The organism is Mesorhizobium sp. M1365 (assembly GCF_040317865.1).
Classification (GTDB): Bacteria; Pseudomonadota; Alphaproteobacteria; order Rhizobiales; family Rhizobiaceae; genus Mesorhizobium.
Genome location: NZ_JAMYLG010000002.1, coordinates 376,168 through 396,519 on the forward strand (window position 1 = coordinate 376,168; position 20,352 = coordinate 396,519).

General features: G+C 63.1%; 18 protein-coding genes and 1 tRNA gene. 14 read left to right on the plus strand and 5 right to left on the minus strand.

Annotated elements, in window-relative coordinates; all coding sequences use genetic code 11:
• Window positions 1-30 precede the first annotated feature (30 nt).
• Complete coding sequence (locus tag NKH04_RS04080; protein ID WP_292656768.1) at window positions 31-885, plus strand: YihY/virulence factor BrkB family protein; 855 nt, start codon at window positions 31-33, stop codon at window positions 883-885.
• On the opposite strand, the gene NKH04_RS04085 is transcribed toward NKH04_RS04080, so the two are convergent.
• Together NKH04_RS04085 and gluQRS are read right to left on the minus strand one after the other, a co-directional pair.
• Window positions 852-1,742 carry a DMT family transporter gene (locus tag NKH04_RS04085; protein WP_352831681.1) on the minus strand — a complete coding sequence of 297 codons (891 nt, stop codon included), beginning with the start codon at window positions 1,740-1,742 and terminating at the stop codon, window positions 852-854. The two genes, NKH04_RS04080 and NKH04_RS04085, sit on opposite strands and share 34 nt — an antisense overlap.
• 127 nt (window positions 1,743-1,869) lie before the next feature.
• The gene (gene gluQRS, locus NKH04_RS04090) at window positions 1,870-2,745 is read right to left on the minus strand and encodes a tRNA glutamyl-Q(34) synthetase GluQRS (RefSeq protein WP_352768048.1); all 876 of its coding nucleotides are present in this window, start codon (window positions 2,743-2,745) and stop codon (window positions 1,870-1,872) included.
• Between the two features lie 122 nt (window positions 2,746-2,867).
• Between gluQRS and NKH04_RS04095 the strand changes: the two genes are divergently transcribed.
• A complete protein-coding gene (locus NKH04_RS04095; protein ID WP_352471385.1) occupies window positions 2,868-3,509 on the plus strand; it encodes a DNA-3-methyladenine glycosylase family protein in 642 nt (213 codons plus the stop codon).
• A gap of 129 nt (window positions 3,510-3,638) precedes the next feature.
• Window positions 3,639-4,196 (plus strand): HNH endonuclease, encoded by a 558-nt coding sequence (locus NKH04_RS04100; protein ID WP_023677956.1) that lies wholly within the window; start codon window positions 3,639-3,641, stop codon window positions 4,194-4,196.
• 151 nt (window positions 4,197-4,347) lie between these two features.
• On the opposite strand, the gene NKH04_RS04105 is transcribed toward NKH04_RS04100, so the two are convergent.
• Window positions 4,348-4,866, minus strand: a complete 519-nt coding sequence (locus NKH04_RS04105) for a disulfide bond formation protein B (protein ID WP_352471383.1) — start codon at window positions 4,864-4,866, stop codon at window positions 4,348-4,350.
• Between the two features lie 29 nt (window positions 4,867-4,895).
• A complete protein-coding gene (locus tag NKH04_RS04110; RefSeq protein ID WP_352471381.1) occupies window positions 4,896-5,483 on the minus strand; it encodes a YqaA family protein in 588 nt (195 codons plus the stop codon).
• A 456-nt stretch (window positions 5,484-5,939) separates the two neighbouring features.
• On the opposite strand from NKH04_RS04110, the gene NKH04_RS04115 reads away from it, so the two are divergent.
• From NKH04_RS04115 to NKH04_RS04155, 9 genes are all read left to right on the plus strand, one after another.
• Window positions 5,940-6,024, plus strand: a tRNA-Leu gene (locus tag NKH04_RS04115).
• A 643-nt stretch (window positions 6,025-6,667) separates the two neighbouring features.
• A complete protein-coding gene (locus NKH04_RS04120) occupies window positions 6,668-8,107 on the plus strand; it encodes an NAD(P)-binding domain-containing protein (RefSeq protein ID WP_352831683.1) in 1,440 nt (479 codons plus the stop codon).
• A gap of 24 nt (window positions 8,108-8,131) precedes the next feature.
• Window positions 8,132-9,307: an acyl-CoA dehydrogenase family protein gene (locus tag NKH04_RS04125; protein ID WP_352540175.1), complete on the plus strand. Its 1,176-nt coding sequence runs from the start codon at window positions 8,132-8,134 to the stop codon at window positions 9,305-9,307.
• 13 nt (window positions 9,308-9,320) lie between these two features.
• A complete protein-coding gene (locus NKH04_RS04130; RefSeq protein ID WP_352471376.1) occupies window positions 9,321-10,676 on the plus strand; it encodes an LLM class flavin-dependent oxidoreductase in 1,356 nt (451 codons plus the stop codon).
• Between the two features lie 7 nt (window positions 10,677-10,683).
• Entirely contained in the window at window positions 10,684-11,025 is a 342-nt protein-coding gene (locus NKH04_RS04135) for a DUF3088 domain-containing protein (protein WP_352616979.1), read from the plus strand.
• Window positions 11,018-12,211: an acyl-CoA dehydrogenase family protein gene (locus NKH04_RS04140; RefSeq protein WP_353044025.1), complete on the plus strand. Its 1,194-nt coding sequence runs from the start codon at window positions 11,018-11,020 to the stop codon at window positions 12,209-12,211. Before NKH04_RS04135 ends, NKH04_RS04140 begins: the two co-directional genes overlap by 8 nt.
• Entirely contained in the window at window positions 12,208-13,563 is a 1,356-nt protein-coding gene (locus NKH04_RS04145) for an LLM class flavin-dependent oxidoreductase (protein ID WP_352872535.1), read from the plus strand. Before NKH04_RS04140 ends, NKH04_RS04145 begins: the two co-directional genes overlap by 4 nt.
• Before the next feature lie 73 nt (window positions 13,564-13,636).
• Window positions 13,637-14,713: an LLM class flavin-dependent oxidoreductase gene (locus NKH04_RS04150; protein WP_352831685.1), complete on the plus strand. Its 1,077-nt coding sequence runs from the start codon at window positions 13,637-13,639 to the stop codon at window positions 14,711-14,713.
• 68 nt (window positions 14,714-14,781) lie between these two features.
• Window positions 14,782-15,642 carry an NADPH-dependent oxidoreductase gene (locus NKH04_RS04155; RefSeq protein WP_352831687.1) on the plus strand — a complete coding sequence of 287 codons (861 nt, stop codon included), beginning with the start codon at window positions 14,782-14,784 and terminating at the stop codon, window positions 15,640-15,642.
• 31 nt (window positions 15,643-15,673) lie between these two features.
• On the opposite strand, the gene gcvA is transcribed toward NKH04_RS04155, so the two are convergent.
• On the minus strand, window positions 15,674-16,684 hold the full coding sequence (gcvA, locus tag NKH04_RS04160) for a transcriptional regulator GcvA (protein ID WP_352471368.1): 1,011 nt from the start codon (window positions 16,682-16,684) through the stop codon (window positions 15,674-15,676).
• A 342-nt stretch (window positions 16,685-17,026) separates the two neighbouring features.
• Here gcvA and NKH04_RS04165 point away from each other — a divergent pair, with 342 nt between their 5' ends.
• A complete protein-coding gene (locus NKH04_RS04165) occupies window positions 17,027-18,622 on the plus strand; it encodes an ABC transporter substrate-binding protein (RefSeq protein ID WP_352831688.1) in 1,596 nt (531 codons plus the stop codon).
• A gap of 94 nt (window positions 18,623-18,716) precedes the next feature.
• Window positions 18,717-20,312 carry an ABC transporter substrate-binding protein gene (locus NKH04_RS04170; protein ID WP_352820129.1) on the plus strand — a complete coding sequence of 532 codons (1,596 nt, stop codon included), beginning with the start codon at window positions 18,717-18,719 and terminating at the stop codon, window positions 20,310-20,312.
• Window positions 20,313-20,352: the final 40 nt, after the last annotated feature.

The window sequence follows — 20,352 nt, forward strand, 5'->3', positions numbered from 1 at the left end:
GCGTCGGGACAATCGAAGGGAACGCGGTTCTTGTTGCGGAAGATCGTAGCCCTCAAACGCGTCCTCTACGACGCGCTCGGCCATTTCAACACCGACGACGGCTGGGCAATGGCCAGCCATCTGGCGATCACCGCGCTGATGGCGCTTTTTCCTTTCCTGATCTTCGCCACGACGCTGGCGAGTTTTTTCGGCGCGCAGGCTTTCGCCGACACCGCCGTGCACCTTGTGTTCGACACATGGCCCGAGCAGATCGCCAAACCGATCGCGCGCGAGGTACTCAACGTGCTTACCGTCCGGCGCAGTGACCTGTTGACCTACGGTATCGTGCTTGCCGGATATTTCGCCTCGAACGGCATCGAGGCGCTGCGCACCTCGCTCAACCGGGCCTATCGTGTCTCGGAAACGCGCGGCATCATCTACCGGCGGGTGCAGAGCATCATCTTCGTGCTGATCGCGACGGCCGGGTTTTTGGCCATCAGCGTGCTGCTGGTCTTCGCGCCGTTGCTGGCACGGCTGGCCGAGTCGCATTTCGAATGGATAAAGCCCTACATGGGCACGATCACGCTGTGGCGTTACGTCATCGCCTCGGTCGTCATCATCGGCGGCCTGTTCGCCGTGCATTTCTGGTTGCCAGCCGGCAAGCGCCGCTTCGTTTCGATCGTGCCTGGCATCATCTTCACGCTGGTCGGCTGGCTCATCGGGTCGACCATCTTCGCCGCCTATCTCGATCATTTCTCGTCCTATGTGACGACCTATGCCGGCCTCGCCTCGATCATGATCGCCGTCGTCTTCCTCTACATCGTATCAGCGATCTTCATCCTCGGTGGCGAGCTCAACGCCGCGATCAGCCGCTATTTAGAGGCGCGTGCCCGCGTCGGCGGCTGAGCCGTCGCCAGCCCGACGCCGAGCGTCGCGATCGCCATGCCGGCGATCTGGAGCGGGCTCAAGTGCTCACCGAACAATGCCCAGGCGATGACCGCGGTGACGGCCGGCACGAGGTAAAACAGCGAGGCGACCTTCGACATTTCGCCGTCGCGGATCATCACCATCAACAGGAAGATGGCGCCGATCGACAGCACCAGCACGAGCCAGGCCATGGCGAAGATCAGTTCGCCATTGACGATGACCGTTCGCGTCTCGAAGGCTAGCGAGGCCAAGGCCATTACAGATGCGCCGCCGACATATTGCCAGAACGTGGCAGCCACCAGATCGCCGCCGGAAGCAAAGCGCTTCTGCCAGATCGTGCCGGCGCTCATGCCGAGCACCGAGACAAGTGAGGCGCCCAGTGTTTCGGCCGTCACCCCGCCGCCGAGCGCGCCGAGCTTCGGCCAGAGCACGATCACCACACCGATCAGCCCGAGGCCGAGACCGGCCCAGTGGCGCGGCAGGATGGCCTCGCCGAGAAGCCTGCCGGCGAGCACTGCCGTGATCAGCGGCTGCAGGCCGACGATCAGGGCTGAAAGCCCGGCGGGCATGCCCCGGTGGATGGCCCAGAACACGCCGCCGAGATAGACCCCATGCATCAGGATGCCGGCGCCGGTCGCGTGCAGCGCCTCGTCGCGGGTGGCACGGCTCGAACCAAGCGCGGCCATCAAAGCGACAAGCAGGATTGCGGCCAGGACAAAGCGCGCGGCCAGGAAGGTAAAGGGCTCCGCCCACGGCGTGGCATAGCGCGCGCCGATGAAGCCGGTCGCCCACAGGACGACGAAAGAGGCGGGGATGAACCGCTTGAGGCTGTGCATTTTTCCGGAGGCCACGCGTCGGTGAGGACTGATTGTCGCGCTTGCTCTAATGCCGTTCCGAGCGGAAGGCAAAACCAAACCGTTGATCCATAGGCTCATTTCCATTCAAGGAATGCCTTTGGCGCCGCTAGAGACCGACCAGCCGCCTCACATCGTCCGGCGATGCGCCCGTCTTACGCTGGGCGGCAAGGCCGGTATCGCCAAGACTCTTCGACAGTTTTCGTCCGTCCGGGCCGAGGATCAGGCGATGGTGAAAATAGGCCGGCTGCGGCAGGCCAAGCAGTTGCTGAAGCAGCCGCTGCACGCTGGTCGCGGAATAGAGATCCTGGCCGCGCACGACATGGCTGACGCCCTGCAGCGCGTCGTCCATGGTGACGGCGAGGTGATAGCTGGTCGGGATTTCGCGGCGCGCCACGACCACGTCGCCCCAATCCTGCGGATGGGCTTCGACACGACGCGTCGCGGAGAGCGTCTCGTTCGTGTATTCGGCCCATGACAGGTCCTTGCCGGCGCGCGCTATTGCCGCATCGACGTCCAGCCGCCAGGCAAATGGCACATTTTCGGCCTGGCGCCGCTTGCGTTCGCTCGCCGTCAACGCCTTGTCGGCGGCAGGATAGAGCGGCACGCCGTCCGGGTCGCGCGGCCAGTCGCGGCCACGCTTCTCGCTGTCGGCGATAAAGGCGCGGATCTCACTTCTGCTCATGAAGGCCGGGTAGACAAGTTCTTCCTCGATCAGCCGCTCGAGCATCGCCCGATATTCGGCAAAATGCTCGGACTGGCGGCGCACCGGTTCCTCCCAGCCAAGCCTCAGCCATTTCAGGTCGCGAAAAATGCCTGCCTCGAATTCCGGCGTGCAGCGTGTCGTGTCGATATCCTCGATGCGCAGCAGCAGGCGTCCGCCCGTCGCCTTTGCCAATTTCTGATTGAGCAGCGCCGAATAGGCATGGCCGAGATGCAGTTCGCCGTTCGGGCTCGGCGCGAAGCGGAATGTCAGCAGTGTCATTGTCCGGCGGCAATCGGGTTGTGTGGCGCTTTCGCCAATTGCTACTTTGCGCCGGTGGCGTCGTGCGTCCAGAGGGACACGTGACGAAGCGTGCGGCACTTTTGATTTTGGAACAAGCAGACATGCAACGCATCGCCAGTCTCGACGACATTGCGCAAGGGCTGGATAGGCTATGCTTACTCGACCCACGCCTGGAAAGAGTGCGCGGCATGGCCGGCGAGGTGCCGCTCAGGCTATCGGAGCCGGGGTTCAGGAGCCTTGCTTCCATCGTCGTTTCGCAACAAGTGTCCCGCGCGAGCGCCGACGCCATCTTCGGCCGGCTGACGAGACTGCTCGATCCGCTGACGCCGCAGGCGATACTTGCCGCCGACGAGGTGATCTTTCGCGAGGCCGGGCTGTCGCGACCCAAACAGCGCGGCCTGCTTGCCGTCGCCCGGGCGGTGGCCGACGGGCTCGACCTCGATCACCTCTGTCGGCTCGATGCAAGCGAGGCGATCGCGGCCATGACCAGGGTGCCGGGGATCGGCCCGTGGACGGCTGAAGTCTACCTTTTGTTTGCCGCCGGACACCCGGACATCTTTCCGGCGCGCGACGTTGCATTGCAGAGCGCGGTCGGCCATGCACTAGGCATCGACCCGCGTCCGCCGGAGAAAATGCTGATCCGGCTTGCCGAATCATGGAGCCCGTGGCGCGGTGTCGCATCGCGGCTTTTCTGGGCTTATTATCGCGAATTGAAGGGCAGGGATGCCGCGCCTCCGGCCTGAATCCGCAAAAAAGCATTGAAATCATGCGTTTTTGAGACCCGGCATGATCGACAATCCGCTTCACATCCCTGTCATGTCGGGCTTACAGTATCCGCGCCGACCGGTTCTAGGGTGAAGGAGGTCAACGACGTGACGGTTGCCGTATCTCCGGATGGGCTTCCAGCGCTGGTGCTGAACGCGGATTACCGTCCGCTCAGCTATTACCCCCTGTCGCTCTGGTCCTGGCAGGATGCCATCAAGGCGGTGTTCCTCGAGAGGGTGAACATCGTCGCCGAATACGAACACGCCGTCTCTTCACCGACCTTTTCGATGAAGCTGCCGAGCGTCGTCAGCCTGAAGGCTTATGTGAAGCCGTCGAGGCATCCGGCGTTTACCCGTTTCAACGTCTTCCTCCGTGACCGTTTCCAATGCCAATATTGCGGCACGCCGGACGATCTGACGTTCGACCATGTCATTCCTCGCCATCGCGGCGGCGCCACGACCTGGGAGAATGTCGTCGCTGCCTGCTCGCCCTGCAATCTGAGGAAGGGCGGCATGATGCCGGCCCACGCCAAGATGTGGCCGCTGCAGAAGCCCTACCAGCCGACGGTGCATGATTTGCATAATAACGGCCGGCTGTTCCCGCCCAACCATCTACACGAAAGCTGGATGGATTATCTGTACTGGGATGTCGAACTCGAGCCGTGAGATCATCCGATAATTCGGGAGGCTGGCCGTCTGAAGCGATTTTCTGCGCTTCCGATGCTCACGGACCAATGTCCGCTCCGCTTCGGTTCTCGGCAATCACTCCACCCGACTCAGCCTGCCGAATTCTTGGATGATCTCGTGTCGCGCTAAATCAGTCGCGGGCGAAGGCGCTGCGGAAGGCTACGACTGCCAGGACAAAGCTGGCGATGGCGTTCCAGCCGGCCAGCGACAGGCCGAGGATGCGGAGCGCCGCCTTGTCGCAGGAGGGCGGGACGAATTTGTCGAGCGCATCGAGCACGCCCTTGCCGCCGGTGTCCACCGGCCCGGCGGCTGCGGTGCAATCGGTCGGGCCTGGCCACCACGCCCATTCGACGCCGGAGTGATAAACGCCGAGATAGCCGCCGTAGAGCATCAGCAGGCCGCCAATGGCCAGCAGGCCACGGCTTACCCAGGCTGGCGCCTGAAGAGCCGACGCAAGCACCGCCAGCAGCATCAAGGGCACGCCGACGTAGTAAGGCGTGCGCTGCTCGAGGCAGAGCTTGCAGGGGATGTAGCCGCCGAGATACTGGAAGGCCAGCGCCGAGCCGACCGTGGCGGCCATGGCGACAGCGAGGAACAGGGCGGTGCGCAGCCGCTGGCGTCCGGTATCGGTATTCACGGTCGCTGTCATCGGGCTCAGTCCATTCGGTTCGATGCCGTTCAGACGGCGTATTTGACGACGATATAGAGCAAAATCAGGGCGGCGGCGGCGGCGCCTGCAATCTGGCCAAGGCGCTTTTCGATGAAGTGGCGGATCGGCTCGCCATAGCGGCGCAAGAGCCACGCGAGAAACAGGAAGCGAGCACCGCGCGCCACGATTGCCAGCACGATGAACAGCAGCAAAGGAACACCGATGACGCCCGACAGGATCGTCACAACCTTGATCGGCGGCAGATGGGCGAGGCCGGAGGTGACCAGCATCAGGATGATGAAGCCAACACCCGATGAGACGCGCATCGCCTCGAACTCGTCATATTTGCCATAAAATTCGAGGATCGGCCGCGCCATCGCATCATAGGCATAATGGCCGATGAACCAGCCGGCGATGCCGCCCAGCACCGAGGCGACGGTGGCGACCAGCGCGTAACGATAGGCGCGATCCGGCCGCGACAGCGCCATCGGCAGATAGAGGACGTCGGCCGGCACCAGGAACACCGAGCTCTCGACGAAGGCGATGAAGGCCAGCCACCATTCGGCGGATTTGCTCGCCGCCAGCGACAAGGTCCAGTCGTAAAGTCCGCGAAGCATCGGCACTCCTAATGCACGCCCAAACCAGAAGCGGTCTTGGGATCACGACATGTACAAACAAGACTTGGAAGCGCCCAGCATCAACCTCGTCGGACGAGGTGCGCTTCAATGACATGCGCCGCCTGTCTAGAAAGATTTTCCGCGCTGCACAATGGCAGCTGCTTCACGAAATCGAAAGGCTGAGGCTTGAGCGAGCCCAGATGTCGGGATTTGGCCAGTTGACGAACAGGCCTCCAACCGTATAGTCCGCGCCCATCCAGGCCGCCCGGCCTGAGCCCCTATGGCGGAATTGGTAGACGCGCTCGACTCAAAATCAGGATGCGTCTACCGTCAGCCCGCAGGGTAATAGGATTGGAGGTCAATGGGTTAGGAGTTAAGAGCCGCTTAATTCTCGAACTGCCACCCTCTGCGTAGGTGCAGCATGAGAGCGTTGAGAGGTAAATGAGTTAGCGCCTTGCGGGTGTGGTGAAACTGGTAGACGCGCTGGATTCAAAATCCAGTTCCGAAAGGAGTGTCGGTTCGAGCCCGACCACCCGCACCAACTATCGGCCAACAAACTTTGAGAACGGCAGTCATTTCACCTGTCGCGCCAGAGTTCGAATCGTGTCGGCCGCCCACCTCCACCAGGATACTCCGCAATGTCCGGTGATGGATGGGACAGATCAACACATAAAATCAATATGTTATGAGAGATCGTGTGCAAAAACTGCACACGAAAGGTCCGCTACTCTTCTGGTTTTCGTTCCTGCGATGGAGTAGCCGACGGGCCTCTTGGGACGCCTGTTGAGTAGCTGCGCTGTCCTATCCTGCGAGGACCGTTGCTGGTGTATCCGCGATCTGCCGTCTTTCAGATGGCGGACGTCACCCATGTCGGTCGACCAAGATCAAGCTTGATCCCGCTGACCACGCGACGCCGCTGATGTGCTCGACACCAATGCCCGACTGCGTCGGCGCATTACGCGTGAGCCGTAAGAAATAAAATGACCAGTGCGCTTGAGCCCGCTGCAATATCAAAAAGATGCCCCGGCTTCAGGGAGGCCACACGCGCCGCCCATTCGTCGGCTGTGAAAGCGCGTCGTTGCAATGCAAGTGAAAAAAACTACCGGCCAATCAAAGCGAACATTTCTGGACTGTTTGCCGACCGAGGCGGAGTTTGATGAGGCTCAACTTCAGCCGGGACCGAAATGGCCTTACCGACCGATCCAGATCACCACGCCCGGGAGACGCTCCGGCTGATCGGCCCCGATCCGCAGAACTGGGTGCCGGACCGGGAAGGCATCGACCACAATGTCTTCATCGTTGGCGGTGGGCAGACGGGGGCGACCTTTGCCTTCGCGTTGAGGCGTGCCGGCATCGGCAAGGTTACTGTCGTCGACGCGGCATCGGATGAAAGCAAGGCCGGCATCTGGTTCACTCATGCACGGATGAACCGGCTGCGAACGCCAAAGGGCTTGCCGGGGCCGGAACTCGGCTTGCCGGGCTTGAGCTTTCAGTCCTGGTACGAAGCCCGCCACGGTGCGGAAGCCTATGCCGGATTCGACCGCATCGCACGGACGGATTGGGCGAACTACCTGAAATGGTATCGCGCGTTCCTCGGTATCGGCATCCGTTACGGCACGCGTCTCATTCGCATCGAGCCGGCCGGCGGGCTTTTTCGCCTCCACCTCGAAGCCGACGGCACGCCATCGGTCGAAACGGCGCGCAAGATCATTCTGGCCAATGGCTTTGGCGGCAGCGGCGGTCCAGTGATACCGGCGGTACTTGCCGCCTTGCCGCGGGGCCTTGTCGCACACAGTTCGGCGGCAATCGATTTTGCCTCGCTCAAGGGCAAGGCAATGGCTGTCGTCGGGTCGGCGGCTTCGGCATTCGATGCGGCCGGAGCTGCCCTTGAGGCCGGCGCGAAATCGGTGCGTCTCTTTGCCCGCCGCAACAGCATTGCCAGTGTGCCGATCAACCGCGTGCGCGGCTATCCCGGCGCCTATGACAATTATCCTCGGCTGCCCGATGCGGTGCGCTGGCGCCAGGCATTGCGCTTCCGCGAGGCCGGTTCAACGCCGCCGCTCGATGCGGTGGAGCGGGCGGTGCGGCACCAGAATTTTCATCTCCATCTCGGTGCCCCCTGGACAAATGCGGATGTCGAAGACGGCAAGGTCGTCACCGATATCGCAGGCGAGACGTTTGCGTTCGACTTCGTCGTCGCCGGCACCGGCTATTTCGCCGACCCGACGCGCAAGCCTGAGTTCGCCGATTTCGCCGCCACCATCCGGCTATGGCGCGACCAGTACGCGCCGCCGGAAGCAGAGCTGGATGAATTTTTCGGCGCCCATCCTTATCTCGGCCTCGGCCATGAATTTCTCGAGAAGGCGCCGGGGGAGGCGCCATTCCTGAGGAATATCCATGTCTTCAATCCCGGCGGCTTTGTCAGTTTCGGCCTGCCGATCGGCGATGTGCCGTCGATCAGGCGCGATGTGCCGGCCGTTGTCGCGCGCATCAGCCGCGATCTCTTCCTCGCCGATCTCGACAGCCATGAGAGCCGCATAACCGGGAGCCATCCGGCCGAGTTCGGCGAAGACGCCTATGCCGCTTCCGTCTCGCGGCCGGCGCAGACCATCGCGGTGGAATAGACGCATTTCCATGGACAAACGCCGATGACCTTCAGCCCTGACCTTTCCGACCCGTTCGTCGCCACGGCGGTCGAACTGCGCGAAATCTTCGATCGGGATGCCGTGGCGCGCGACAAGGCCGGCGGCCGGCCCGTCGAACAGATCCGCCTGCTGAAGGAAAGTGGTTTGCCGTCGGCGCAGATTCCCAAGCGCTATGGCGGCAAGGGCGCACCCTGGCTGTCGGTGCTTCGCGTCGTGCGCGAATTCGCCCGCACCGACGGCTCGCTCGCCCATCTCTACGGATACCATCATCTGCCGCTCAATGGCGTGCTGTTCCGTGGCACGCAGGCGCAGAGGGACCGGCTGCTGACACGCTCGGCAAGGGAGAACTGGGTCTGGGGCAATTCCGGCAACGCCATGTCGAAGACGTCGACGGCCAGGCGCAACGGCACGGGCTGGATCCTGAGCGGCTTTCGGCCGTTCTCCTCCGGTTCCCACATCGCAGACTACATCCAGGTTGCCTGGGAGGACGGCCAGGATAGACTAGCGGCAGCGATCCCGGCTGACCGTGAGGGCATCGTCATCGAGGATGACTGGGATGGTGTCGGCCAGCGGCAGACCGGCAGCGGCAAGGTGACGTTCAAGGACGTGCATGTCGGCGACGACGAACTGATTGGCTCGCCCGCGGTGCCGCTGACGCCGTTCCAGACGCTGACGTCACTGTTCCAGCAGGCGGTCCTGCTCAACCTGTTCGTCGGCAGCGCGCAAGGAGCGCTGAGCGAAGGCCGGGACTATACGGTCTCGCAATCGCGCCCCTGGGTCTATTCCGGCTATGAGAAACATACCGACGATCCGTTCGTGCAACGCAAATATGGCGACCTCTATATCCGCACGCTCGCCGCGGCCGAACTGGCCGATATAGCAGCATGCAGCCTCGATGCCGCTTATGGCCAGGGCGAGGCGTTGACCCTGGAGCAGCGCGGGCAGACGGCGATCGATCTCGCCACCGCCAATGTCTACGCCGGACAAGTCGGCCTCGACGCGTCGAGCGAGGTTTTCGAGGTGATGGGCGCCCGCTCAGCCACCAAGGCCAACGGCTACGACAGGTTCTGGCGCAACGTGCGCACGCACACGCTGCACAATCCGGCCGAATACAAGAAGCGCACGATCGGCACCTGGTTGCTGACCGGGGAATTCCCGGCCGGCGGACTGTACCGCTGAGGAGGCGAAAAAAATGGCCAGGCGCAAGGACAAGCTCAAGCTGGGAGCGTTTCTGCTCTTCACCGGTCACCATGTGGCGGCCTGGCGCCATCCAGCGGCAGGCGAGGGGACCAGCCTCGGCGACTACGTCGAACTTGCCCGGCTGGCGGAAGCGGCCAAATTCGACGCGATCTTCTTTGCCGATGGCGTCGCGGCGCGGCTGAGCAACCTCGAGGCCGCCAGCCGCAAGGCGCATAGCGGCGTCTATCCGTTCGAGCCGATCACGCTGCTGTCGGCACTGTCGGCTGTGACCAGGAACATCGGCCTCATCGCCACGGCGTCGACCAGTTTTTCCGATCCCTACAATCTGGCCCGCCAGTTCGCGTCGCTCGACCATCTGAGCGGCGGGCGCGCAGGCTGGAATCTGGTCACCTCTTCCGATCCGGAGGCAGCGTTCAATTTCGGTCACGAGACGCATATCCAGCATGGCGAGCGCTACGACCGCGCCGAGGAATTCGCCGATGTCGTGCTCGGCCTGTGGGACAGCTGGGAGGATGACGCCTTCCCGCGCGACAGAGCAAGCGGGCGCTATTTCGACAAGGACAAACTGCATGTGCTGAACCACAAGGGCCAGCACTTCAAGGTGCGTGGTCCCCTGAACACGCCGCGAACGCCGCAAGGTCGTCCGGTCGTGGTCCAGGCCGGCGCGTCGGGTCCGGGCAAAGAGCTGGCGGCTCGTACCGCGGAAGCGATTTTCGCCGCGCAGATCACGCTCGACGAAGCCACCGCCTTCTATGCCGACGTCAAGGGCAGGCTCGGCAAATATGGCCGCTCGGAGGATGACCTGAAAGTCCTGCCAGGCATTTTCCCGGTCGTCGGCCGCACTGAAGCCGAGGCGCGGGGGAAGTTCGAACAGCTGCAGGATCTCATCCAGCCGGAAGTCGGCCTCGGTCTGGTCTCGGCGCTGGCCGGCGGCTTCGACCTCAGCGCCTATCCGCTCGACGGGCCGGTGCCGGATTTGCCGGAGACCAATGCCGGCAAGAGCCGGCAAGCGCTGGTGATCGATCTGGCGTGGCGCGAGAACCTGACGATCCGGCAGCTTTATCTGCGCATCGCCGGCGCCCGCGGCCACTGGCAGGTGGTCGGCACGCCGCAACAGATCGCCGACACCATGGAAGAGCGGTTCGAGAATTACGGCGCCGACGGCTTCAACATCATGGCGCCGATCATGCCCGGCGGCCTGAAGGATTTCATCGAGCTGGTGGTGCCGGAACTGCGCCGCCGTGGCCTGTTCCGCGACGAGTATGAGGGCAGCACCTTGCGCGACAATCTCGGCCTGAAGCGACCGGCAAACCGTTTTTCGCGGCATGCCGCGGCAGCTGCGGAATAGGCCGGCAATGGCGCGCGACACGCTCTTTCTCATCCAGCCGGGTTTCGCCGACCCAAATCAGCCGGGCCAGACGTTCGTCTGCCCCTATTGCAACCAGGTTGAGGGATTGCTCGCAGCCTTTCCCGATCTCGCCGCCAGACTCGACGTTGAGCGCGTGCCGTTTTCGAGGCCGAGAGGCAAGGTGATCGACGCGCTCGGCGAACGGCACCAGTCGCTGCCGGTGCTGATCATCGGCAGCGATCCGCCCGCCGACTTGCCGACGGCCAAGGGCAAGGTCTTCGCCGATGACACCAGGCGCATTCTTGCACTGCTTGCCGAGCGCCACGGCTTCCCGCAGCTGCATGAGTGAGACGATGACCTTCGATCCCGATACGTCCAATCCATGGATCGCCAAGGCGGTCGAGCTGCGCGACATCTTTGCCCGCGATGCGGTCGAGCGCGACCAGCTTGGCGGCAGGCCTACCGAACAGATACGTCTTCTCAAGCAAAGCGGCCTACTCACCATCGTGATCCCCAAGGAATTCGGTGGCGCCGGGGAACCCTATTCGACGGCGCTGAAGATCGGGCGCGAGTTCGCCAAGGTCGACGGCTCGATCGGCCATATCTACGGCTACCATTTCAGCGCACTGATCGCCGCCAGGCTCAATTCGGACGAACCGCGCTCAGCCGATCTGCTGCGGCGTTCGGCTGCCGGCGACTGGTTCTGGGGCAACACCGGCAACAGTTTTTCCAAAACGCTGTTCGGCCGCAAAGATGGCGAGTGGACGATCGTAAACGGCTTCAAACCCTTCGCCTCCGGCTCGCATGTCGCCGACTATCTTTCGACCTCGTGGGAAGACGAGGTCAGCGGCGAGAGGAAATTCGCGGCGATCCCCGCAAATCGCGAAGGCATCACCGTTCTCGACGACTGGGACGGCATCGGCCAGACGCAGACCGGCAGCGGCAAGGTCGCCTACAAGGACGTCAGGATCCACGACAGCGAGTTGGTGCGCGGTTGGGTCGACGCGTCGTTGCCAATCCGCACCATCGGCCCGCTGCAGCAGCAGAGCGTGTTGCTCAATGTCTTTGTCGGCACGGCCCAGGGCGCGCTGCTGGCGGCGCGAGATTATACGCTCAACAGTTCGCGGCCGTGGATGTATTCCGGCGTCGAGCGCCATATCGACGATCCATGGATCAAGCGGCAGTATGGCGAGCTCTGGGTCAAGACGCGGGCGGCGACGGCGCTGGCCGATCGCGCGGCGGCGGCGATCGATCATGCGATCGCGCGCGGCAAGGCGCTGACCGAGCAAGAACGCGGTGAGGCGGCGGTTGCCGTCGCCGCGGCCAATGTGCTGGCAGGCGATGTTGCGCTCGAAGTCACGACCGAGATATTCGAGGTGATGGGTGCCCGCTCCGCAGTGCGCAAATACGGCTTCGACCGCTTCTGGCGCAACGCACGCATTCACACCTTGCACAACCCTGCCGAATACAAGACCCGCACTGTCGGCACCTGGTATCTGACCGGCGCTTATCCCGAGCCCGGCGTCTTTCGATGAGCGGCCGGCAGCTCCATCTCAACGTCAACATCCTGCATGCCGGCTTCTCGCCGGCGGCATGGCGGATGGACGGCGTCGACCCCTATGCCGCCTTCACCGTTGACCACTATGTGCAGGTGGCGAAGATCGCAGAGCGCGCAAAGCTCGACGCCGTATTCCTTGCCGACCAGGCGGCGATATCGGACCGCATTGACTATCGTCCGATCACGTCGCTGGAGCCGACCATCGTGCTGGCGACGGTAGCCGCCGCAACCGAGCGCATCGGCCTGATCGCCACCGCTTCAACCAGCTTCAACGAGCCCTACAATATCGCCAGGCGCTTCGCGACGCTCGACCATGTCAGCGGCGGACGCATCGGCTGGAACATCGTCACCACGGCCGATCCCGCCTCGGCCCGCAATTTCGGCCTCAACGGTGCCATCGATCATGGCCGGCGCTACGAGCGGGCGGCGGAATTCGCTGACATCGTCAAGGCATTGTGGGACAGCTGGGAGGACGATGCCTTCATCGGTGATGTCGCCAGCGGGCGCTTCGTCGATGCCACCAAGGTTCACGCCATCGACCACAAGGGCGCACATTTCTCGGTGCACGGGCCGCACAATGTGCCGCGTTCGCCGCAAGGGCATCCGGTGGTCGTCCAGGCCGGCGGGTCCGATGACGGCAAGGACCTCGCCGCCCGCCACGCCGAAGCTGTGTTTTCCGCATCGCAGTCTTTCGAGGAAGCGCTCGGCTATGCGCGGGAACTTAAGGCGCGTGCCGTCGCCTATGGCCGCACCGGCGGCGTGCCGCTCAACCTCGCCGGCCTAGCCACCATCATCGGCGGCACCGAGGCCGAAGCGGAGCGGCGGCAAGGAGAGCTCTGGGACCGCATCCCGCTCGACTACAGCCTTGGCCGGCTGTCCGGCGTGCTCGGCATCGATCGCGAGCGGCTGAAGCTCGACGAGAAGCTGCCAGAAGGGATTCAACTGCCCCCCAATGGCGGCCACACCTTCTTCAAGGCCACGCTCGCGCTCGCGCGCAGCAACGATTTCACCGTTCGCCAGCTGATCCGGGCGCTGAACGGCAGCACCGGCCACCGCACCATCGTCGGCACGCCCGAGCAGATCGCCGACGATATCGAAAGATGGTTTGTCGCCGGCGCCGCCGACGGCTTCAACCTGATGCCGGACGTGCTGCCGACCGGACTGGAGGTCTTTGTCGATACGGTGGTGCCGATCCTGCGCCGGCGCGGCCTGTTCCGCACCGACTATGAGGGGCGCACGCTGCGCGACCATCTCGGGCTTGCCAGACCCGAAAGCCGCTTTGCACCGCAGCCGCACAAGGCGCCAGCGCTGCATGAGGCCACCCATTGAATGGTCATCAAAATACAACGGAGGGGAAGGTCCTGCCATTGACCTCATGCCCGGCCAAAATACAGGCCCGACAATGAGCGCTGATACCGAGTTTCTTTGGTACATCCCGAACCAAGTCGATCCCGGTCACCGCGGCGACTCGGCCGTCGAGGACCACAACAGCCTGGAGACGCTGACCAGCCACGCGAAGGCGCTTGAGGAATACGGCTGGAAGGGCGCGCTGATCGGTACCGGCTGGGGTCGGCCCGACACTTTTACTGTCGCGGCCTCGCTCGCCGCGCGGACCACCTCCTTCGAGCCGCTCATCGCGATCCGCCCGGGGTACTGGCGGCCGGCGCACTTCGCATCCGCCGTAGCCACGCTCGACCAGCTGACCGCCGGTCGCGTGCGTATCAACATAGTGTCAGGCAAGGACAACCTTGCTGCTTATGGCGACAGCGAAGGTGACCAGATACATCGCTATGCCCGTACCAGAGAGTTCATGCGCCTGGTTCGCAGACTTTGGACTGAAGAGAACGTGACCTTTGCGGGCGAGCACTTCCAGGTCACTGGCTCTACCGTGATGCCCCGCATCCATGTCCGTGGCGATCGTCGCCATCCCAAGCTCTACTTCGGCGGCGCGTCGGAGGCGGCGGAGCGGGTGTCGGCCAGCGACGCGGATGTCCAGCTCTTCTGGGGTGAGCCGCTCGACGGTGTCCGGGAGCGGATCGAGCGGCTCAAAGCCTTGAGCAGGGAACTCGACCGAGACCTCCCGCCTCTGGAGTTCGGGTTGCGGGTCACCACGCTGGTCCGCGACACCGCTGGGCAGGCCTGGGCGGACGCCGAGGCGAAGGTCGACGAGATGGCCAAGGGCCAGGGAGCCGGCTGGAACGATCACGGTCGGGCGGTAGCGGTGGGCCAGCAGCGTCTGCTCGATCTTCACGCGCGCGGCGAGGTGCTGGACGACAATCTCTATACTGCGCCGGGCAAATATGGCGGCGGCGGCGCTGGCACCACCTGGCTGGTCGGCTCGGCCGCCGACGTCGCCCGCTCGCTCGGCAGATACCGGGATCTGGGCATCACGCATTTCGTGCTCTCGGACACGCCGTATCTTTCCGAGATCAAGCGGCAAGGCGATCAGTTGCTTCCGCTTTTGCGCAACGGGGCCTAAGCCGCGCTTCTTGAATGACCTGGGGTCGTCAGAACACCGGATAAGCCAGATTGCCAGTAGGGAAGACGATGTCACAGCCGGCCGCCTTCAGCATCCGCCCTTCCGACGCTGACCTGCGTGGTGAAGCGGCGCTACGGCGGCGTTATCGAGCGCCGCAAAGCGCGCATACCGGAACCTGGAACGAAGCCCTCGAGGCGATCCTTTCGCATCGCTCGGTCCGCAATTATCTCGCCAAGCCTCTTCCCGAAGGGACGCTGGAACTGATCGTCGCCGCCGCCCAGTCGGCGCCGACTTCTTCCAATCTCCAGGCGTGGAGCGTCATCGCAGTCGAGGATCCGGCGCGCAAGGCGCGGCTTGCCGAACTGGCGGCGATCAATCGCCATATCGAGCAGGCGCCGCTGCTGCTGGTCTGGCTGGCCGACCTGTCGCGGCTGCGCGCCATTGCCGAGGCAAACGGCCGGGTGGGCGAGGGGCTCGATTATCAGGAGAGTTTTCTGCTGGCCGTGATCGACGCCGCACTTGCCGCACAGAACGCCGTGGTGGCGACCGACGCGCTCGGGCTCGGCTCCTGCTACATCGGCGCGATGCGCAATCATCCGCAGGAGGTGGCGCGCGAACTCGGCCTCCCGCCGGAAACCGTGGCGGTGTTCGGCCTGACCGTCGGCTATCCCGATCTCCTGGCTGCGACTGACATCAAGCCCAGACTGCCGCAGGCTGCGGTGCTGTACCGCGAGCGCTATCGATCAGAGCCCGATCCGGACGATCTTGCAGCCTACAACCAGAGGCTTCGTTCATTCCAGCAGGAGCAGGCGATGCCTGTGGTCGACTGGACAGAGTTGGTTTCGAACCGTATCGGTAGCAAAGTAGCGCTGAAAGGCCGTGATCGCCTGGGCGAAGTGCTGAAGGCCCTGGGCTTCAAGCTCAAATAGGCGCGCGCCTGCTCGCGAGACCGCGGCGAGGCTATTCGGCCGCGATAATTGCGATGCGCGCCGGAAGCGCCGCCGGCGGTGGGACGTCGAGAGCGCCGAGCTGGCGCGCCTCGGCCTTCAGCCAGCCATGAAAGCGCTCGACCGTCTCCAGCTTCGCCTTGTGCGGCGTCGTCGCAAAATAATAGGAAAACTCGACCGGCTGCGGTGAGCCGAATGGACTGACCAGACGCCCCGCGGCGAGGTCAGGCTCGGCCAGCCGGAATTTGCCGAGACCGATGCCCTTGCCGGCAGCAGCTGCGTCGAGCACCAGTGACGATTGGCTAAGCCGTATACCGCCCTCGACAAAGCGGCCGGACAGGCCGTTGGATCTCAGCCAGCCCTTCCAGTCAGGGCAGCTTGGATCGCGTTCCGGACCGTCCTCATGCAGGATCGGTGCGTCACGCAGCCCCTCCGGCCCGCGATAGAGACCGTGCATGCGAGCAAATTCCGGGCTGCAGACGGGCAGCACCGCTTCCGAAAACAGCCGTTCCGTCAGCAGGCCGCTATAGGCGCCCGACCCGTAGCGGATGACGCAGTCGACGTCTTCGCTGGCAAAGTCGGCAAGCCTGGTTGATGCGTCGACCAGCACTTCTAGGCCGGGTACCGCGTCGCGCAGTGCGTCGAGGCGCGGGATCAGCCATTTGCTGGCGAAGGAGGGCGCAACCGACACTTTGATCGGCGCATCCTCCTCGTCGCCGGAAATCCGCGCGACCGACTCGACAACGACGTCGAAAGCCTCGGTGAGGCCGGGCATCAGCGCCTGGCCGGCCGACGTCAGCAGAAGCTCGCCACGGTTGCGATGGAACAGCGGTTGACCGAGGTGATCCTCGAGCAGGCGGATCTGCTGGCCGATGGCGGCAGGCGTCACATGGAGTTCTTCGGCCGCCCGCGTAAAGCTCAGGTGGCGGGCGGTTGCGACAAAAGCTCGAAGCGACGTCAGCGGCGGAAGCCTCGCCAGCGTCGGCCGCAGCTTCCTTGATTTTGCGCGAATGAGATCGACCATGGAGCGCATTCAACACGTTCAGGCCGGGCGCGACGAGGGCGGGCTTTGCGCCAAAGTGCCCGGTGGAAAATTTCGTTTGCCGCAGCGTCGCGGCAGCGGGAACGGAAATCTAAAAAATCGTAATGTCTACAATTCTTGTAGAAATAAGATCGGAGCGCTGATTTGGGCGTCGAGCAGCTTTGCCAGATCCTGGAATGAAACGGTCGTGCGAAGCAGTGCTTTCGGCAGACGATAGAAAATCATTCTTCCGGTTTTGCGGCGTGGCAGGGATCATCGCGTCGAGGCGCCGGAGTGTGTTCGGCCGCCGGATGCCATCGTAGCCGTTTTCCGGAGCTCAAGGCCATGTCTGTCAATCGTCGTCATTTCAACCAGCTGCTGTTGCTTGGCGGTGCGAGCTTCGCATTGCCCGGGGTTTCCTTCGCTGCCGAAGGAACGCCGGTCCAGGGTGGCACGCTCAACTGGGCCTACTATCCCGACCCCACCTCGCTGATTGCCATCAACACCTCGTCGGGCACCGGCCAGGCGATCGGTCCCAAGGTGAATGAAGGTCTGCTTGATTTCGCCTATGACCTCAGCCCGAAACCGCTGCTGGCGACGGAGTGGTCGATCAGCGATGACGGCCTGCGCTACACCTTCAAGCTGCGCGAGAGCGTCAAATGGCATGACGGCAAGGACTTCACGTCGGAAGACGTTGCCTTCACCATCTTCCGGCTGAAGGAGGCGCATCCGCGCGGCCGCATCACCTACCAAAACGTGACCGCGGTCGAGACGCCCGATCCGCACACCGCCATCATCGTGCTTTCAAAGCCGGCGCCCTATCTGATCACGGCACTGAGCAGCTCGGAATCACCGATTGTGCCGAAGCACGTCTACGAAACGTTCAAGCCGGCGGAACAGCCGAAGCTCGAACAGACGATCGGCACCGGTCCCTTCATTCTCAAGGAATGGGTGCCCGGCAGCCATCTGATCTTCGACCGCAATCCGGATTATTGGGACGCGCCTCGGCCCTACCTCGACCGCATCGTCCTGCACGTCATCCTCGACCCGGCCGCGCGTTCGGCGGCTCTTGAAACCGGCGAGATCGATATCGGCGCCAATCCCGTGCCGCTGGCCGACATCGAACGGCTGAAGGCAAACCCCGCTCTGGTCGTCGACACCAACACCTACGCCTATTCCGGCCCACAGCAGCAATTGTTCTTCAATTACGAGAACGAAATCCTGACCAAGCGCGATGTGCGCCTTGCCATCGCCCACGCAATCGACCTGCAGAAGCTGGTCGACATCGCGCTCTACGGCTATGCGCAGGTATCGCCGAGCCCGATCAGCACGGCGCTGCCCAAATGGTATGACCCCAGCATCAAGGCGCGCGAGCCCGATACCAAACTGGCGGAGAAGCTGCTCGACGACGCCGGCTATCCGCGTGGCGCCGATGGGACGCGCTTCAAGCTCCGGCTTGCCTACAACGCGTTCCTGCCGGCGTCCTATGCCGATTTCATCAAGCAGTCGTTGGCGACGGTCGGCATCGATGCCGAGATCCTCAAGCTTGACCTGTCGACGTTCCTGAAGACCGTCTACACCGACCGCGCCTGGGACCTGGTCGTCGAGTCGCTGTCGAACACCTTCGATCCGACGCTCGGTGTCCAGCGCGCCTACTGGTCGAAGAACTTCAAGATCGGCCTCGTCTTCTCCAACGCCAGCCACTATGCAAACCCCGAGGTCGACCAGATCCTCGAAGCGGCGGCGATCGAGCCCGACGAGACCAAGCGGCGCGAGCTCTGGTACAAATTCCAGCACATCATCCATGACGACGTGGTGTCGGTCGATCTGGTCGCCGCCGGCGCCCAGATTGTTGCCAACAAGAAGGTCAGGGATTTCGCGCCAGGCGCTCAGGGGATCAACAACAGCTTCGCGCAGATATGGCTCGCGCCAAACGCCTAAGCGTTCTGCAAGCCCTCTGGTTGGGATCGGCACGTGAAACTCCGGTCCCGACTTTCTCCATGAAGACAAATCGCGCCAATTCGGAGTACCGACCATGACCATCAACCGACGCCTGTTCAATCAGTTCCTGCTGCTGGCCGGCGCGAGTGCTGCACTTCCCGCCGGGGCATTCGCAGAAGACGCAAAGCCGGTGGCCGGCGGCACGCTCAATTTCGTCTACTATCCCGAGCCGAACCAGATCGTTTCCATCAACACCAGCGCTGGCGGACCGGCCACCATCGGTCCGAAGATTTTCGACGGCCTGCTCGCCTACGACTACGATCTCAATCCGCGACCGCAACTGGCCACCGAATGGTCGATCAGCGACGACGGGCTCGAATACGTCTTCAAGCTGCGCCAGGGAGTGAAGTTCAGCGATGGCCATGATTTGACCTCCGAGGACGTGGCCTTTTCTATCTCCCGGCTGCGCGAAGCGCATCCGCGCGGTCGCATCACCTTCCAGAACGTCACCGACATCGACACGTCGGACCCGCATATCGTGAAGATCAAATTGTCGAAGCCGTCCGCCGCCCTGATTTCGGGGCTGGCCGCGACGGAATCGCCTGTCGTGCCCAAACACATTTACGAGAAGCTGAAGCCGGCCGACGATCCGTCCTTCGAGCAGATCATCGGCAGCGGGCCGTTCGTGCTGAAGGAATGGGTAAAGGGCAGCCACATCCTCGTCGAAAAGAATCCGACCTATTGGGATGCGCCTAAACCCTATCTCGACCGGATCATTTTCCGCTTCATCACCGATCCGGGCGCGCGCGCCGCGGCGCTCGAAACGGGCGAGGTCGACATCGGACCGAACCCGGTGGCCTTCGCCGATCTGGAGCGTTTCAAGGCGCTGCCGCAATTCGTCGTCGACAGCACGGTCTTCGCCTATAGCGGCCCGCTGCACCAACTGATCATCAACCTCGAAAACCCGATCCTGAAGGAGAAAAAAGTCCGCCAGGCAATCGCACATGCGATCGATCTCGATGCGGTCAACGCCATCGTGTTCTACGGCTATGGCCAAGTGTCGCCGACACCGATCAGCGTCGTCAACAAGAAGTATTTCGATCCCGACGTGAAGGCCGCGACCGTCGATACGGCGCTGTCGGAAAAACTGTTAGACGAGGCCGGTTTCAAGCGAGGAGCGGACGGCATCCGCTTCAAGCTAAGGCTCACCAACAATCCCTACAATCCGTGGGGCTATGCCGACTTCCTCAAGCAGGCGCTGGCCAAGATCGGTATCGACGCCGAGATCCAGAAGTTCGACTTCGGCACCTATGTCAAAACCATCTACACCGACCGCACTTGGGACCTGTCGACCGAATCTTGCGGCAACATCTTCGACCCGAGCGCCGGGGCGCAGCGGCTCTACTGGTCAAAGAACATCAAGAAAGGGCTGCCGTTCTCCAACGGCGCGCATTATGAGAACCCGGAGGTTGACCGGTTGCTGGAAGCCGCATCGGTCGAGCTAGACGAGGCCAAGCGCAAGCAGCTCTTCTTCAAGTTCCAGGAGATCATCGCCGACGAGTTGCCGATCATCAATCTGATCGCGCCACCGACCATCATCATCGCCCGCAAAACCGTCAAGAACTACGCGCCTGGCGCCGAAGGCCTGTCAGCGAATTTCGCCGACGCCTATCTCGACCCGAACGCCTAAATCTGCCGGGCAATCATGAGAGAAGGGCCGCATAGAGCTG

Coding starts and splice junctions, on each gene's coding strand:
- NKH04_RS04085 (WP_352831681.1), bottom strand. CDS start 1,742: ATGCACAGCCTCAAGCGGTTCATCCCCGCCTCTTTCGTCGTCCTGTGG.
- gluQRS (WP_352768048.1), bottom strand. CDS start 2,745: ATGACACTGCTGACATTCCGCTTCGCGCCGAGCCCGAACGGCGAACTG.
- NKH04_RS04095 (WP_352471385.1), top strand. CDS start 2,868: ATGCAACGCATCGCCAGTCTCGACGACATTGCGCAAGGGCTGGATAGG.
- NKH04_RS04105 (WP_352471383.1), bottom strand. CDS start 4,866: ATGACAGCGACCGTGAATACCGATACCGGACGCCAGCGGCTGCGCACC.
- NKH04_RS04110 (WP_352471381.1), bottom strand. CDS start 5,483: ATGCTTCGCGGACTTTACGACTGGACCTTGTCGCTGGCGGCGAGCAAA.
- NKH04_RS04120 (WP_352831683.1), top strand. CDS start 6,668: ATGGCCTTACCGACCGATCCAGATCACCACGCCCGGGAGACGCTCCGG.
- NKH04_RS04125 (WP_352540175.1), top strand. CDS start 8,132: ATGACCTTCAGCCCTGACCTTTCCGACCCGTTCGTCGCCACGGCGGTC.
- NKH04_RS04130 (WP_352471376.1), top strand. CDS start 9,321: ATGGCCAGGCGCAAGGACAAGCTCAAGCTGGGAGCGTTTCTGCTCTTC.
- NKH04_RS04135 (WP_352616979.1), top strand. CDS start 10,684: ATGGCGCGCGACACGCTCTTTCTCATCCAGCCGGGTTTCGCCGACCCA.
- NKH04_RS04140 (WP_353044025.1), top strand. CDS start 11,018: ATGAGTGAGACGATGACCTTCGATCCCGATACGTCCAATCCATGGATC.
- NKH04_RS04145 (WP_352872535.1), top strand. CDS start 12,208: ATGAGCGGCCGGCAGCTCCATCTCAACGTCAACATCCTGCATGCCGGC.
- NKH04_RS04150 (WP_352831685.1), top strand. CDS start 13,637: ATGAGCGCTGATACCGAGTTTCTTTGGTACATCCCGAACCAAGTCGAT.
- NKH04_RS04155 (WP_352831687.1), top strand. CDS start 14,782: ATGTCACAGCCGGCCGCCTTCAGCATCCGCCCTTCCGACGCTGACCTG.
- gcvA (WP_352471368.1), bottom strand. CDS start 16,684: ATGGTCGATCTCATTCGCGCAAAATCAAGGAAGCTGCGGCCGACGCTG.
- NKH04_RS04165 (WP_352831688.1), top strand. CDS start 17,027: ATGTCTGTCAATCGTCGTCATTTCAACCAGCTGCTGTTGCTTGGCGGT.
- NKH04_RS04170 (WP_352820129.1), top strand. CDS start 18,717: ATGACCATCAACCGACGCCTGTTCAATCAGTTCCTGCTGCTGGCCGGC.